Source organism: Roseibium sp. LAB1 (genome assembly GCF_054658235.1).
In genome coordinates, this window is record NZ_BAAGIB010000005.1 from 14444 (window position 1) to 30556 (window position 16113).

General features: G+C 60.9%; 12 protein-coding genes. 10 read left to right on the top strand and 2 right to left on the bottom strand.

The genetic code is table 11. The annotated features are described in order from the left end of the window. Positions 1-29 precede the first annotated feature (29 nt). The 7 genes from ACYQ54_RS24770 to ACYQ54_RS24800 all read left to right on the top strand — a co-directional run bounded on the left by ACYQ54_RS24770 (position 30) and on the right by ACYQ54_RS24800 (position 7124). Complete coding sequence (locus ACYQ54_RS24770; protein WP_460087279.1) at positions 30-926, top strand: branched-chain amino acid ABC transporter permease; 897 nt, start codon at positions 30-32, stop codon at positions 924-926. Beyond that, positions 923-1903, top strand: a complete 981-nt coding sequence (locus ACYQ54_RS24775; protein WP_460087280.1) for a branched-chain amino acid ABC transporter permease — start codon at positions 923-925, stop codon at positions 1901-1903. The genes ACYQ54_RS24770 and ACYQ54_RS24775 overlap by 4 nt, the downstream gene beginning before the upstream one ends. Before the next feature lies 1 nt (position 1904). Further along, positions 1905-2705: an ABC transporter ATP-binding protein gene (locus ACYQ54_RS24780; protein ID WP_460087281.1), complete on the top strand. Its 801-nt coding sequence runs from the start codon at positions 1905-1907 to the stop codon at positions 2703-2705. After that, complete coding sequence (locus ACYQ54_RS24785; protein ID WP_460087283.1) at positions 2705-3361, top strand: ABC transporter ATP-binding protein; 657 nt, start codon at positions 2705-2707, stop codon at positions 3359-3361. Before ACYQ54_RS24780 ends, ACYQ54_RS24785 begins: the two co-directional genes overlap by 1 nt. Before the next feature lie 8 nt (positions 3362-3369). After that, complete coding sequence (locus tag ACYQ54_RS24790) at positions 3370-4542, top strand: iron-containing alcohol dehydrogenase (protein ID WP_460087285.1); 1173 nt, start codon at positions 3370-3372, stop codon at positions 4540-4542. 82 nt (positions 4543-4624) lie between these two features. Continuing rightward, positions 4625-5569 carry a cyclase family protein gene (locus ACYQ54_RS24795; protein WP_460087287.1) on the top strand — a complete coding sequence of 315 codons (945 nt, stop codon included), beginning with the start codon at positions 4625-4627 and terminating at the stop codon, positions 5567-5569. Between the two features lie 70 nt (positions 5570-5639). After that, the gene (locus ACYQ54_RS24800) at positions 5640-7124 is read left to right on the top strand and encodes an NAD-dependent succinate-semialdehyde dehydrogenase (RefSeq protein WP_460087289.1); all 1485 of its coding nucleotides are present in this window, start codon (positions 5640-5642) and stop codon (positions 7122-7124) included. Positions 7125-7276: 152 nt separating this feature from the next. Here ACYQ54_RS24800 and ACYQ54_RS24805 read toward each other — a convergent pair whose 3' ends face one another. After that, a complete protein-coding gene (locus ACYQ54_RS24805) occupies positions 7277-7918 on the bottom strand; it encodes a hypothetical protein (protein ID WP_460087290.1) in 642 nt (213 codons plus the stop codon). An 87-nt stretch (positions 7919-8005) separates the two neighbouring features. Then, positions 8006-9354 (bottom strand): IS3 family transposase gene (locus ACYQ54_RS24810; RefSeq protein ID WP_460087291.1). Its coding sequence is split into 2 segments (ribosomal slippage): positions 8006-9021 and positions 9021-9354, totalling 1350 coding nucleotides; the frame shifts between segments, so codons are not numbered across the junction. A gap of 90 nt (positions 9355-9444) precedes the next feature. Between ACYQ54_RS24810 and ACYQ54_RS24815 the strand changes: the two genes are divergently transcribed. From ACYQ54_RS24815 to ACYQ54_RS24825, 3 genes are all read left to right on the top strand, one after another. Beyond that, positions 9445-12183 carry a molybdopterin-dependent oxidoreductase gene (locus ACYQ54_RS24815; RefSeq protein ID WP_460087292.1) on the top strand — a complete coding sequence of 913 codons (2739 nt, stop codon included), beginning with the start codon at positions 9445-9447 and terminating at the stop codon, positions 12181-12183. Between the two features lie 71 nt (positions 12184-12254). Then, positions 12255-14357, top strand: coding sequence for a hydantoinase/oxoprolinase family protein (locus ACYQ54_RS24820; RefSeq protein WP_460087294.1), 2103 nt, complete (start codon positions 12255-12257; stop codon positions 14355-14357). After that, on the top strand, positions 14354-16099 hold the full coding sequence (locus ACYQ54_RS24825) for a hydantoinase B/oxoprolinase family protein (protein ID WP_460087296.1): 1746 nt from the start codon (positions 14354-14356) through the stop codon (positions 16097-16099). Before ACYQ54_RS24820 ends, ACYQ54_RS24825 begins: the two co-directional genes overlap by 4 nt. The last annotated feature ends 14 nt before the right edge of the window (positions 16100-16113 follow it).

Genomic DNA, 16113 nt, shown 5'->3' on the forward strand with positions numbered 1-16113 from the left:
ATTCACATAAGACTGGTACGGAGAATTCAATGCTAACCGCTGTCGCGATAGCAGTGGACGGGCTCGGCTTTGCCGCGTGGCTCTTCCTGTCATCCGTCGGCCTCACGCTGGTTTACGGCGTGATGCGGATCCTCAACATTGCCCATGGCGGTTTCTATGCGCTCGGCGCCTACACGTCCGCCTGGGCCATCGGCCTCTACACACAGACCGGCAGCACCATCGCGCTGACCTACCTGATCATCCCGCTCGCCGCGCTCGCGGCCGGTCTCGTCTCGGGGCTGCTGGTGGAGCGCGGCATCCTGCGGTTCATGTATGGCCGGGACGAGGTGCTGATGGTCCTGGTGACCTACGCCATCTTCCTGTTGCTGGAAGATGTCACCAAGCTGGTCTGGGGCACGGACTCCTACGTCTCCTACCAGCCCGCCTACTGGCTCGGCACAATCGACGTTTTCGGTCTTCCCTACACGGTCTACAAGTTCCTCATCGTCGGTATCGCCATCCTTGTCGGCGCGGCGCTCTACTTTGCCCTCAATCACACACGGACCGGCAAACTTCTGCTCGTCGTGATCGAGGACCGCGAGATCAGCAGCGCGCTCGGCATCAACGTCACGCTGTTTTTCACGGTCACCTTCGTCATCGGTGCAACCCTGGGGGCGCTCGGCGGCGCACTGACGGCTCCGGAGATTTCCGTCGTGCCCGGTATCGGCGCGGAAATCATCGTCATGGCCTTCGCGGTGATCGTGATCGGCGGCATGGGCTCGATCGGTGGCGCCATGCTTGGCGCGCTGATCGTTGGCTTTTCCCGGGCAGCCTTCGTCCACCTGTATCCGCCGGCGGAACTTTTCTCGATCTATCTCGTCATGGCCGCAGTCCTGACAGTGAAGCCTTACGGGCTGTTTGCACTTTCGGAAAGCAGGAAGATATGACCAAGTCCTTCGACAAGACCGAATGGGGACTGCTGCTCGCGCTGCCGGTTCTCATCTGCCTCACCTTCCTTCTTCCCGCATGGGTGGTCAATTACGTTCAGGTGTCGCTCGGCACCGGGCTGGTCGCGCTCGGCGTCATGATCCAGATGCGCGCGGGCCTCGTGTCCTTCGGCCAGGGCCTCTACTTCTGCATCGGCGGATACACGGCCGGGCTGGCGGGCAAGTTCCTCGGCATTTCGGATCTCTTTGTGCTGCTCGTGATGGGACTTCTGGCAAGCGTCGCCATCGCCTTCCTGCTCGGCTTCCTGCTGCGTCGCTACCGCGAGATCTTCTTCGCCATGCTGAGTCTGGCGGTCTCGATGATCCTGTTCGGCCTGCTGTCCAGCACCGAGGAACTCGGCAGCACGGACGGCTTCAACCTGCCGCAGCCCACCTATCTCGGCTGGGCGCCCGAAGGCGACCTGGGTGAAACGGTTCTCTACGTGGTCACCTGCGTTGTCACACTTGGCCTTGCGTTCGGTCTGAACAGGGTCCTGCGCAGCCCCCTCGGCTACATCAACGAGGCCATCCGCGAGAACGAGCTGCGGGTCGAATATCTGGGAACCTCGGCGCATCGTGCCGTCCACATCACCTATGTGATCGCCGCGGCCGTCTCGGCGGCGGGCGGGGTGCTGTGGGCGATGGCGCTCGGCCATGTCGATCCGGAGATGACCAACTGGACCACGTCCGGGCAGTTTGTCTTCGTGTCGATCCTTGCCGGGACCGGCAACGTTGTTGCGCCTCTCATCGGCACATTCCTTCTGGAAATCGTCCGCGTCTACGCGGTCGAGATTTCACCGAACACCTGGCAGATGATCCTCGGCACTCTGATGCTCCTGACGATCATTTTCCTGCCCAGGGGCCTGTGGTCGCTGATCGCTTCGGCAAAACGGAAAACGGCCGCGCCGAAGTCCTCGGAAATCATGGAGGGAAAATGACATGACACCCATCCTGGAAACCAGAAACCTGGAACGCACCTTCGGCGCTGTCGTTGCCGCCAGGGACATCAACATCCGGATCGGCTCCGGTGAAATCCTCGGCGTCATCGGCTCGAACGGGGCCGGCAAGACCACCTTCGTCAACATGGTCACCGGCTATCTGCCGCCGAGCGCTGGCGAGATCCTCTACCGGGGCAGCTCGATCACCGGCAAGCCGACACGCGAGATCATGCGGCTCGGCATCTGCCGTTCCTTCCAGATCCCCCAGCTTTTTCCGGAAATGGATGTGCTGGACAACATGCTGATCGCGCTGACGATTGCGAGCCGCGTCAAACCCGCCCTGCTGACGCCGGCCATCGATGCAGGCCGGGAGGAGGAGGCCCTGTCGCTCCTCGCCCGCTTCGGCATCGAGCGCTACGCCCACCAGGAAATCGCGACGCTGCCGCAGGGTGTACGCAAGCTGGTCGACATCGCCATGGCCACTGTCTCGGATCCTGACCTGCTTTTCCTGGACGAGCCCACCAGTGGTGTCAGCGCCGACGAGAAGATGGACTTCATGGAAACGCTCATCAACGCCCTGAAGGCGAACGACACGGCGGTTCTGTTCATTGAACACGACATGGAGATCATCGAGGCGTTCTCGCCGCGCTGTGTCGCCTTTTACGAAGGCACAATTCTGGCGGACGGGCCGACGCGCGAGGTTCTGGAAAACCGGAAGGTGCGTGAATTCGTCATCGGCAGCGAGTTTCACCGCAAGACCGACAAACAGGCGGCGCCCGCCGCCGGAAATGGAGCCGCCTGATGCTGACCATCAGCCAACTCAACCTTTCGATACAGCGCGTTCCCATTCTCCGGGGCGTTAGCATGGACCTGGAGACCGGGACCACCTGCGGCCTGATCGGCCGCAACGGTGCGGGCAAGACCACGCTGATGCGCGCGGTGATGGGACTGCTTCGAGCGGACGGTGGATCAATCCTGTTCAATCACGAGAGCCTGCACACGGAGAAAGCCCATCAGCGCGCGGCGCTCGGCATCGGCTACCTGCCGGAAGACCGGCGGCTGGTGCCGCATTTCACGGTGGAGGAGAACATTCTCGTGCCGCTCTGGGCGACGGGCAACACCGACCGGTCCCGTGTCAAATGGGTCTATGACCTCATGCCCGAGATCGGCCGCTTTGCCGGGCGCAAGGCGATGACACTCAGCGGCGGCCAGCAGAAGCTGGTCGCGCTGGCGCGGGCACTCGTGTGCGGCTCAAGTCTCCTGTTGCTGGACGAACCCTTCGAGGGCGTCGCGCCGGCGCTCGCCCAACGTCTCATGGAGGTGATCGCGAACCTGAAATCGGAACATCTGACGGTGCTGATTTCGGAATCCGACTACACCCATTCCGAGAACGTGGTCGACAAGGTCTATTCGATAGAAAGAGGCCAGATAAGCCTCATGAACTCTCTGGCGGCGTGAGGTGGATCATGGATGACTTCGTTTTCAACACGACCCCCTCGATCCGGCTTCAGAGAAACGGCGCCGCCCGGCTCGGCGAGATGCTTGAAACCATGCCTTTCGCCGCGAAGAACCGCAGTGTGCTCTTCGTGACCGATCCCGGCATTGTCAAGATCGGCCTTGCGGAAACCGCGATGGCGAGCCTGCAGACAGCCGGCTTCAACGTGATGCTGTTCGACGGCGTCGAGGCCGATCCAAAAGCGGACACCGTTCTGGAGGCGGTCGAGATTGCAAAGGCTGATAACATCGCCTGCATCGTCGGCTTCGGCGGCGGCAGCTCGATGGATGTGGCCAAGGTCGTTGCGCTGCTTTCGGCGTCCGACCAGCCGCTGGACAAAGTCTACGGCGTCAATCAGGCGCGCGGCACCCGGTTGCCGCTCGTGCTTGTGCCGACGACAGCCGGCACTGGATCCGAGGTGACCGCCGTTTCCATCCTGACGACGGGGACGGAGGAGAAGAAGGGCGTCGTCTCGCCGATCATTCTGCCCGACATCGCTCTTCTGGACCCGGAACTGACGGTCGGCCTGCCACCGCACATTACAGCGGCGACGGGAGTCGATGCCATGGTACATGCCATCGAGGCCTATACGTCCCGCAGCGCCAACAACAATCCCATCTCGCGAATGCTTGCACTGCAGGCGCTTGGTCTGCTCGGCGCCAATATCCGCGAAGCAGTGCAGAACGGCGGCAACGTGGATGCACGGGTCAACATGCTGCTCGGATCGATGCTCGCCGGACAGGCCTTCGCCAATTCGCCCGTTGCCGCGGTGCATGCGCTGGCCTATCCGGTCGGCAGCCTGTTTCACGTGCCCCACGGCCTGTCCAATGCGCTGGTGCTTGCCGAGGTCATGCGTTTCAACGCTCCTGAATGCGGCACGGCCTATGCGGAGCTGGCACCGCATGTTTTCCCGGATATCGGGGTGGGCCGTCCCAGCCAGGCCGTGACGGCGGACTTCATCGATCGGCTCGCCGGTCTCAATCGGGACCTGGGTCTTGAACCGGGTCTGCGGCAAGTCGGCATCACGGCGGCGGACATTCCGAAGCTCGCCTCAGATGCGATGAACCAGACCAGATTGCTTGTGAACAATCCGCGTGAAGTCCGGGAGGAGGACGCCGCACGGATTTACGAAGCGTCGCTCTGATCGAGCGGCGTTTCTCAGGGCAGGAAAGCGGTCGCCTGCCACAGTCACGTTTCGGGCCGCATTCAATCGGGAGGAATAGAAGATGAAATCCTTATTACTGGCCTCGGCCCTTTGTTGCGGACTGACAGGGACTGCCCTTGCCGAAGACTGGCACAATTCACCCTGGGGCCCCGACGATGAAATCGGTGCCGCCAACCTCATCACGCCGGAAAGCGTGCTGGAGGCCGCCAAGCTGGTCAAGACGGGCAAGACCTACAATCTCGGTATCGTCGTAGACAAGGATACGCCTGCCTTTTCGCCGCGCTCGATGAGCATCACGGTGTTGCAGCCGAACCAGATCACGACCGAAGGTCTCGGGACCAACGGGATGACCTACAATGACGATATCTTCATGGGCTGGCTTGGCATCGGACCACAGATTGATGGCCTCGGCCATATCGGCATCAAACACACCTATTATAACGGCCTGGCCGAAGCAGATGTTGCCAAGGCTGATGGCCTTGTGAAACTCGGTCTCGAAAAACTGCCGCCGATCGTGGCGCGCGGGGTCATGCTCGACATGGCCGCCTTCTACGGTCAGGACATCGTCAAGGAAGGCACCGCCTATACGAAGGACGACATCGTCGCTGCTGCCAAAGCCCAGGGTGTTGAATTGAAAAGGGGAGACGTCGTTCTGTTCCATTCCGGTTGGCTCGACCTTCTGGACGGCGAAACGCCGGACCATGATCGCTATGTGAAGGTGGAACCCGGCCTCGGGATCAGCGGTGCGGAGTATCTTGCGGAGGTCGGTGTCGTCGCTGTCGGCGCGGACACCTGGGGCGTTGAGGCCGTTCCTTTCGAAAACGGGACCGATGGCGTGTTTGCGGTCCACCAGATTCTCATTCCTCAAAACGGCATCTATATTCTGGAGAACATGGACACCCGCGCGCTTGCCGAGGACAATGCCCATGAGTTTCTGTTCGTCCTGGGCGTGACCCGCATGAAGGGTGCCGTTCAGATGATGATCAATCCGACGGCCATCCGCTAATTTGACGGAACGAAAACTGCTGCCCCACGTTCGCCTTGCGAGCGAGGGGCTTGCGAAAGGAAGGAATACCATGTCGACACCATCCGAAAGCCTGACAGGGCGATTGAAACGCCGGGATCTTCTTTGCACGCAGGCCTTTGTTGCCGGAACCTGGTTGGACAAGGCTGCGGCAGGGCATGAGTTCGAGGTCACCAATCCCGCGAATGGCGAGGTGATCGCTAGACTGCCCGATCTCGGCGTCGAGGACACACGAACCGCGATCGACGCAGCTTTCAAGGCTCAAAAGGACTGGGCGGCAAGGACCGGCAAGGAGCGCGCCGGAATCCTGCGCAAGTGGTTCGATCTCATGGTCGCGAACGCGGACGATCTCGGTGCGATCCTGACCGCCGAAATGGGCAAGCCCCTTGCCGAGGCGAAGGGCGAAATCATGTATGGTGCCAGTTTCATCGAATGGTTTTCCGAGGAGGCCAAACGCGTCTACGGCGACGTTATTCCGGGCCACCAGAGCGACAAGCGGATTGTCGTGCTGAAACAGCCGGTCGGCGTCGTTGCCTCCATCACACCCTGGAACTTCCCCAATGCCATGATTGCCCGCAAGGTCGGCCCGGCGCTCGCGGTCGGCTGTGCCTTCGTTGCCAAACCGGCTGCGGAAACGCCTCTGTCCGCCCTGGCGATGGCAAAGCTCGCGCAGGAAGCCGGTGTTCCCGACGGCCTGTTCTCCGTCGTCACCTCGACCAGGTCGGCCGATATTGGCCAGGAATTCTGTTCTAACGACAAGATCCGCAAGATCACCTTTACCGGGTCCACGCAGGTCGGCCGCATTCTGTTGCGCCAGGCCGCCGACAAGGTGCTGAAGGCGTCAATGGAGCTTGGCGGCAACGCGCCCTTCATCGTGTTCGACGATGCCGACCTCGACGCCGCCGTCGAAGGCGCCATGATTTCCAAGTATCGCAACAACGGACAGACCTGCGTCTGCGCCAACCGCATCTACGTTCAGGCCGGTGTCTACGATGCCTTCGCGCAAAAGCTGACGGAAGCAGTGAAAAAAATGAAGGTGGGCGACGGTTTCGAAGACGGTGTCATCGCCGGCCCCCTGATCAGCGAAAAGGCCGTTGAAAAGGTGGAAGACCACGTTGCCGATGCGCTGTCGAAAGGCGCACAGGTCCTGACCGGCGGCAACCGCCACGAATTGGGCGGCACCTTCTTCCAGCCCACGGTAATGACCGGGATAACTCGCGAAATGAAGGTTGCATCGGAGGAAACCTTCGGGCCGGTCGCACCGCTGTTCAGGTTCGACACCGTCGACGATGTGATCGAGCAGGCCAACGACACGATCTTCGGCCTGGCCTCCTATTTCTACGCAAGGGACCTTTCCCGGGTCTGGCGGGTCGCGGAAGCACTGGAATACGGCATGGTCGGCATCAACACCGGACTGATCTCGACCGAAGTCGCTCCGTTCGGTGGCGTCAAGCAGTCCGGTCTTGGCCGTGAAGGTTCGAAATACGGCACGGACGATTTCACCGAGATGAAATATCTCTGTTTCGGCGGAATCTGACATCAGTCCATCCGAGCCACTTTCGGGCGTGCAGTGCAGAGTGAGACATCTCACTGGCAGAAACGGACATACGGTCTTGCGACAAGCCCGATGAGAGTGTTTGCGCGATAACAGACGTAGGGAGCTTTGTACGCCGGCGTGAGCAGGGTCATTTATGACCCTGCTCCAAGCCCAGTCGGGGCGTCGGCCTTCTTCGCGCTCAACGCGTTGAGCGTTTCGTTTTCGGCGATCCAATCCGCGATTATCTTCTCACCGCAGGAGGTGAAATGATCGGAGTCCCGAAACATTACGCACCGGTCGAAAAACGGGCTTTCGGGCATTGGGTAGAGGTCGGCGAATTTGACATAAAGGAAGTTGCGGCCTTGCGCGCTTTCCAGCGCGGCCCGGTCCAGCAGAGCAAGATTCTCTTGTGCTGGTTTTGCCATTTTCCTGCTCGGCAAATCGAAAACGGCTTCTACTGGATCATGACCGAAGTCAGGGAACGGACCAAGCCAGACAGTCTTCGTATAGGCGGAAAGATCGGCCATTAGTTCGGCGACCGTCTCAACATCCGAGCGATTTAAGGTGTTCGGCGCGGTCCCGGCGGACTGGTCATTCTGCGGGCTCCAGAACGCAGACGCGGTCTGATGATAAATAAGCTTTTCGATATGCCCTTCATGCCGCTCCACAAATGGAGCGACTTGATGTCGATACCAGTTGGTTGCGTATGATTTGTGAGCCTGGTGGCTATGGATGGCCAAGCCAAGGAGAAAGTCAAACGCTTCCGTTTTCGCCAGGACGTTGTACATGTTCATGCCATGGCTGTCGCCTGTCCGTCGTCAGGTATTTTGAGACAGATGGCTGCCTGACTTAAAGGAGGGTCTGGCGCACCTGGATTTCAATTAAGCAGCGGATTTGTCGTGCTGCAAGCGCCGTTGTTTCATGGTCCTCCTTTTGGTCTTTTCCCGTTCGAGCAGGATGGTCTGTCCGCGACCTGTGTAGACATCGGCCGGGGTGAGATTTTTCAGGCTCTCGTGATAGCGGTGATGGTTGTAGTAGCCGATGAACGCATCGATCTGCGCTTCGAGATCACCTGGTAGAAAGTAGTTTTCCAGCAGGATCCGGTTCTTCAAGGTCTGATGCCACCGCTCGATCTTGCCCTGGGTCTGGGGATGGTAAGGCGCGCCACGCGTATGCTTCATTCCCTTGTTGGCAAGATACTCCGCCAAGTCGCCGGATATGTAAGACGGTCCGTTGTCTGATAGTAGTCTCGGGCGATGAAGCACGTTTGCCTTATCGAGCCCCGAAGCCTCCAGTGCCAGATTGAGTGTGTCCTGCACATCGCTTGCCGCCATGCCGGTGCAGACCCTCCATGCGATAATGTAGCGGGAGAAGTCGTCGAGCACGGTGGAGAGGTAAAACCATCCCCAGCCGATGACCTTCAAATAGGTGAAGTCGGTCTGCCAGAGCTGGTTCGGGGCGGTGGTCTTTTCCTTGAACTCATCGGCGGCCTTCATCACGATAAATGCCGGACTGGTGATCAGGTCGTGGGCCTTGAGAAGCCTGTAAACACTGGCTTCCGAGACGAAGTATCGGCGTTCGTCAGTGAACCTGGTGGCGAGTTCTCTCGGGGAGAGTTCCGGGTCGTCGAGCGCCATTTCCAGAACCTGATCACGCACGTCTTCAGGGATGCGGTTCCACACGCGGCCCGAGCCGGGGCGCCGGTCTTCCAGTGCCGCTTCGCCGAACTTGCGATACAGATCGTACCAGCGATAGAAGGTTGGCCGCGACACGCCGATCTGTTCCAGCGTCCTTTTCACCGGCTGGTGCGATTGCTCGACCAGCCGGATGATTTCAAGCTTTTCGGATGCGGGGTATCTCATTCGACATCCTCCCCATCCCCGATCACGCTTTTTTTCAGAATGCGGTTTTCTAGAGTCAGATCGGCCACGACTTCCTTCAGGTCGCGCATTTCACGCTTCAGGCCCGTCACCTCGCCGGATGTCGCCTGGCGCTCGGTGTCACCCGACAGTCGCTTCTTGCCGGCCTCCAGGAACTCCTTCGACCAGGTGTAGTAGAGCCCCTGCGCGATCCCCTCACGCCGACACAGCTCGGCGATCGAATACTCCCCACGCAAGCCTTCCAGCACGATACGGATCTTCTCCTCGGCTGAGAATTTACGCCGGGTCTTCCGGCGAATGTCTTTCACATGTTTCTCGGCCGATCCTTCCGGCCCGGATTTCTGTCTCATCTTCGCTCCCTTGGCGGGCTACGATGTGCCAGAAATCCTCCTTAAGCAATTTCGCCGATATGTCTCATGGTTGCTGACGGGGAACAAGTCATGGCACTCACCGATTACACGCTGCAGACTGGAGTTTCCTTCGACCTGAATGGCCGGACGGTTTGCGTGGACGGGCCGCCGTCCGAACGCCTCTCCTATGCGCTGCGGGAGCGGGCCGGTGCAAAGGATGTCAAGGTTGGCTGCGATGCGGGCGATTGCGGTGCGTGCACGGTTCTTGTCAACGGCAATCCGGTCTGTGCCTGCACCACCGCCCTTGGTCAGATTGAAGGTGCGAGCATAGAGACGCAATCGGGCCTTGCGGCAGACGATGCGATGGGCAAAGCGCTCGCCGCCTCGTTTCAGCGTCATCAGGCCGCCCAATGCGGTATCTGTACCCCGGGCATGATGGTCTCCGCCGTCGGCCTGCTTCGACAAAGGCCGGATCCGACCGAAGACGAGGTCATGGACGCCCTTGGCGGTGTCCTTTGCCGGTGCACCGGCTACCGCAAGATCATCGACGCGGTCATGGATGCAGGCAACCCGAGCGAAGTTGCCGAGGGTGGCGTCGGCGCGGCCATGCCGCGGATCGACGGCCTGCCGAAGGTAACAGGCACCGAATGCTTCGGCGATGACGTCGCCCCGGAAGACGCCTTGACGCTCCGGGTGGTCCGGTCGCCCTTTCATCATGCGGCCTTCGAGTTCGGCGATCTCGATGCCTACAAGATCGAGACCGGTCTCGATCTCATTCTGACGGCAGCAGATGTGCCGGGGAAAAACTGCTTCGGTGTCATCCCGGGTTTCGAGGACCAGCCGATGTTCGCCGAGGGCAAAACCCTCTTCAAGGGTGAAGCGGTTGCCGCGGTTGTCGGCCCCGCGGATCTTGTGAACGGGCTCGACCTGAATCACTTTCCGGTCGCTTTCAGGCAGCTTGGCCACGCCCTTCTGCCGAAGGACGCGGCAACTGTTGACGATCTGCACCAGAACCGGGCGCAGAACGTCATGTGCCGGGGTTTCGTGAAACGCGGCACACCGGAGACGGTGATGGCCGAGGCTGTTTTCGTCGCGGAGGGAACCTTCTCGACCGGTTTCATCGAACACGGCTACATCGAGCCGGAAGCAGCGTTTGCCCGCCGTACCGGAGATCGGATCGAGGTCCATTGCTGCACCCAGGCGCCGTTCATGAACAGAGACGGCATTGCATTGCTCCTCGGCTTGCCGAACGATGCGGTCCGCATCGTGCCGACGGCGGTGGGCGGCGGTTTCGGCTCCAAGCTCGACCTGACAACGCAGCCCTATGTCGCGCTCGCCGCCTGGCTGCTCGATCGGCCTGTTCGCATCACCTACACTCGCTCGGAATCCATTTCCTCGTCCACCAAACGCCATCCTTCCGAGATTTCCATGCGGATCGGCGTTGATGCGGATGGCAACGTTCTGGCGGTGGAATTCGACGGTGTGTTCAACACCGGCGCTTACGCAAGCTGGGGGCCGACCGTCGCCAACCGCGTGCCGATCCACGCTTCCGGACCGTACAAGACACCGAACTATGTTGCCCGCAGCGCTGGCATTCACACCCATACGGCGCCGGCCGGGGCCTTCCGCGGTTTCGGCGTGCCACAATCGGCGCTGGCCCAGGAGCCGCTATACGACGACCTGGCCAATGCGCTCGGCATGGACCGGCTGGAATTCCGTCGCAAGAACGCGCTTCAAAACGGCGACGCGACCGTGACCGGACAGGTGTTCGGATCGGGCATGGGCATTGCCGAATGTTTTGACGCCCTGGTTCCGCACTGGAAGCGAGCCCTGAAGGATGCTGAAGAGGCCAATGCGTCGGCTGGACGGATCCGGCGCGGAGTCGGCGTAGCCGGCGGCTGGTATGGCTGCGGCAATACCTCGATGTCCAACCCCTCGACGATCCGGGCTGGTGTCACGGCCGCCGGTGAGGTGGTTCTCCATCAGGGCGCGATAGATATCGGCCAAGGGTCAAATACGGTGATCACACAGATCTTCGCAACGGCGCTGGGTGTTCCCGTCAACTCGATCCGGATTGTTGGCCCGGACACGGACCTGACGCCGGACGCAGGCAAGACCTCTGCCAGCCGACAGACCTTCATCACCGGCAATGCGGCCCGCCTTTGCGGTGAAGCCCTGCGCGAGCGCATCCTGAGGCTAGCCAATGTCTCGGAAGGCGCTGAACTCTCCTTCGGCGACGGCGGTATCCGCGTCATCGACGCTGAAGGCGATCACCGTATCCAGCTTGCATCGCTTGACGCGGACACCGGGACTTATGTGCTTGAAGCGGTGGAGTCCTACGATCCGCCAACCTTGCCGCTCGATGAAAACGGACAAGGATCTCCCTACGCGGTCTTCGGTACGACTGCGCAGATGGCGGAACTTGAGGTCGATCTGGATCTCGGAACTGTGAAACTTCTCAAAATCACCGCGGCGCATGACGTCGGCAAGGCCATCAATCCGCTGCTGGTCGAGGGACAGGTGCAGGGCGGTGTCGCCCAGGGCATCGGACTGGCGTTGATGGAGGAGTTTCTCCCGGGACGCACGGAGAACCTGCACGACTATCTGATCCCGACCATCGGCGACGTGCCGCCGATCGAAACCCTGATCCTTGAAACCGGCGACGAACACGGCCCCTACGGCGCCAAGGGCTTGGGCGAACACTGTCTGATCCCGACAGCACCGGCAATCCTGAACGCGATCAAGGATGCCTGCGGCGCACGCGTTTCAAATCTCCCGGCAACGCCGGACAAGGTTCTTTCGGCGATCCGTGCGAACCGGACCGCATGACGCACAGCGGACGGCGGCCTGTCGCCGCTCGTTCAATACACTCCATTTCTGCACAGCGGGTAAAGTCTTCCATGAACCTGTCTCCTTCAACTGCCCCGGCCCCATCGATCGGCGAAAACGAGGGCATCGAAACCTCGAATGTCGCCGGCATCGACGTTGGAGGAACATTCACGGATCTGGTTCTTTACAATGCCCGGACGAAAACCGTCCGGCTCGCAAAGACCCCGACCACGCTGGACAACCAGGCTCACGGCGTATTGAACGCGCTGGAACAGGCGGAGACGGATCTCGGCACACTGGATCTCATCGTTCACGGCACGACCACAACAACCAATGCCGTGCTCGAACGAACCCTGTGCAGAACGGGTCTCATCACCACTGCAGGCTTCCGTGACATCCTGGAACTCGGTAGGCGGACCCGACCGAAGCCCTACGGCATGAAGGGAACCTTCAGGCCCGTCATTCCAAGGGACCTGCGCCTGGAAGTTCCCGAACGGCTTTATGCCGACGGAACGGTTCGTACGCAGATGGATGAAGAGGCGCTCAGAACTGCGCTCGAGGAGCTGAAGGACAAGGGCTGCGAAGCGCTTGTGATCCATTTTCTTCATTCCTACGCGAACCCGGTTCATGAACTGAGAGCCGGGGAAATAGCGGCCGAACTCTGGCCGAATGGCAATATCACCCTCGGACATTCCCTGCTTTCCGAAAGCCGCGAGTTTGAACGCGGCGTGACGGCTGCCATCAACGCCTCAGTCCAGCCGCTGCTGCGCCGCTATGTCGAACGGCTGGCCGACCAGCTCGCCGACAAGGGGTATCGTCACGATGTACTGGTGATGAACGGCAACGGCGGCATGGTGTCGGCCCGGCGCGTGGCGGTCGAAGCAGCCAAGACCGTCATGTCCGGGCCGGCGTCAGGCGTCATGGCCGCAGCCTATACGGGACGGCGCGCCGGCATCCCCAACCTCCTGACCTACGACATGGGCGGCACATCGACCGATGTCGCGCTCATTCGTAACGCGGAACCGGCCGTCTCCAACGAGATCGAAATCGAGTATGCGATGCCGATCCATGTTCCGATGGTCGATGTGCGCACGGTCGGTGCCGGCGGCGGGTCAATTGCCCGCATCACCGAGGCCGGGCTGCTTCAGGTCGGGCCGGAAAGCGCGGGCTCAACGCCCGGTCCGATCTGCTACGGACGCGGGGGAGAAGCCCCGACAATCTCCGACGCCAATCTGCTTCTTGGACGCATGAATCCGGAAAAGCTCAATTCGGTGTCCTCCACCGTATCCCTTGCCGGCATCGAAGCAATCTTCCTGGAAAAACTCGGCAAACCGCTTGGCCTCAGCGCCCACGAAGCTGCGTCTGCAGTCCTGCGGATCGCCAACACCCGGATGGCGGATGCGGTCCGCATGGTGTCCGTCAGCCTCGGTGAAGATCCGCGCGACTATGCGCTCTTCGCCTTCGGCGGAGCCGGCCCCCTGCATGCGACCGCGATCGCGCGCGAGCTTGGCGTTCCGCGTGTCCTGGTACCCTCGCGCCCGGGCATCACCAATGCCCTTGGCTGCGTCGTCGCGGATCTTCGCCATGATTTCGTCAACACTGTCAACAAGCCGCTCGCCGAGCTGAACATCGATGCCGTGCACACGCTGTTCGACCAGCAGGCGGCGGAAGGCAAGGCACTGATCGGCAAGGAAAAGGTCGAAATAGAAGAACTGCGCGAGATCTATTCCGTCGACATGCAGTTCATCGGCCAGACCCATCTCCTGCGTGTTCCCCTGGAAAATCCCCGGCCGACATTGGACGATCTTCAGGCGCTGTTCGAAAAGGCCTACTTCCATCGCTTCCACGTGGAGCTGCCGGAGATCAAGGCGAGCCTCGTAAATGTCAATTGTTCCGTCATCGGGCGCAGGTCCGAGATCGACCTGTCGCTGCTGATCGATCCGGCCGGGCGCAGAGACACCCTCGAAGATGCGAAAACCGGTCAACGGCTGGTATGGTTCGACGGGCCGGTGGAGACACCTGTCTATTGGCGAGACCATCTTCCGCTGTTCGCCGAAATTCACGGACCTGCCATCGTGGAGCAGATGGACACCACGATCGTCATCGATCCGGGTGACAAGGCCATCCAGGATGCGGATGGCAACATTATTATAGAGCTCGGAGCAGGCGCATGACCATCGACCCGATCACGTTGAGCGTCATCCAGTCGGGCCTGCAGCAGGTTTGCGACGAGATGGACCTGAGTTTTTCGCGCGCCGCCTTTTCCCCGGTGATCGCGGAAGCCAACGACCGTTCCGACGGCATCTATTCCGCTGAAGACGGTTCGTTGATTTCGCAAGGTGCGGGTGGATTGCCGGTTTTCGTCGGGACGATGCAATATTCGACCCGGACATTGATCGGGATGATTGCCGACGGCCGCGTTGCGGAACCGCAACCCGGCGACATCTATATCGTCAACGATCCCTATCTCGGCGGTACCCATCTGATGGATGTGCGCTTCGCGATGCCGTTCTACCGCGATGGGGAGATCTTCTGCTGGCTGTCGAATACCGGCCACTGGCCGGATACCGGCGGGGCCGTCCCCGGCGGCTTTTCCGCGTCAGCCACCTCCGTTGAGCAGGAAGGCCTGAGACTGCCTCCCGTGCGGCTCTTCAAGCAAGGCAAGCTGGACACGGAAATCTACTCGATCATCTGCTCAAACATTCGCGTTTCCGAACAGCGGATCGGGGACGTGAAGGCCCAGGCGGCAGCGCTGCTTGTCGGAGAAGCGCGGCTGAACCGCATCCTCGACCGTTACGGCGACGACGTGGTGCGCGAGGCGATTGCCGAGCTCCGCCAGCGCGCGGCGGAACAGATGCGGGCGAATGTCCGCCTTATTCCGGACGGCACTTACCGCTCCACCGCTTACGTTGACAGCGACGGCGTCGTCAACGAACCGTTGGAAATCAGGTTGGCGATTACCGCGAAAGACGGTGAACTGACCTTCGATTTCGAAGGATCGTCCAAACCCTGCATGGGGCCGATGAACTCGGTGCTAGCAACCACTCATTCCTCTGTCTATCTGGCGATGCGCCACATCTTCCCGGATGTGCCGATCAGTGCTGGTGCCTTCGAGCCACTGAAGATCCTGCGGCCGGAAAATACTTTTCTCGACGCACAATATCCACGGCCGGTTTCCGGCTGTGCCGCCGAGGTCAGCCAGCGTATTGCCGAGGCCGTGTTTGCTGCGCTGGTCGAGGCGCTGCCCGACAGGGTGACGGCGGCACCTGCGGGGAGCTCCGGAAATTTCGCCCTCGGGGGCCACGATCCGGCGCGAAATCGCGGTTTTGTCATGTACCAGATCTCCGGTGGCGGCTATGGCGGCAACTCCGATACGGACGGACTTTCCAACGGTTGTTCCACCATCGGCATATCGAAAGCCCCGCCGGTCGAGATCATGGAACAGCAGTTTCCGGTCCTCTATCACCGTTATGCCCTGCGGGAAGGCTCGGGCGGCGCTGGCAAGCAGCGCGGCGGTTTCGGCCTCGACTACGAGATCGAGCTCCTGCGCGGACACGCGACAGCCAGTTTCGTCATGGATCACGGTCGGTTCGGGCCGCAAGGCGCGCTCGGCGGCAAGGACGGGATGCCGAACTCCGTCACCGTCTGGCAGGATGGCGAGGCCATGGTGCCCGAGCATCTTTCAAAGGCGCAGGACATTCCGTTGAAACCGGGTGACCGGGTGCGCGTCGGCACGCCGGGCGGTGGTGGCTATGGCGATCCGAAAGAGCGCGATCCGGCGCTCGTGGCCGAGGATGTTCGTCTCGGTTGCTACAGCGCCGAAGAGGCGAGGGACCTCTTCGGCTCTAACGGCTTGGGTGCTATTCGGGAGCCAGAAGAGCAGGCAGAGCCCATACTGGTGGAAACCGGTTCCTGATCCGCCTGTTCGGC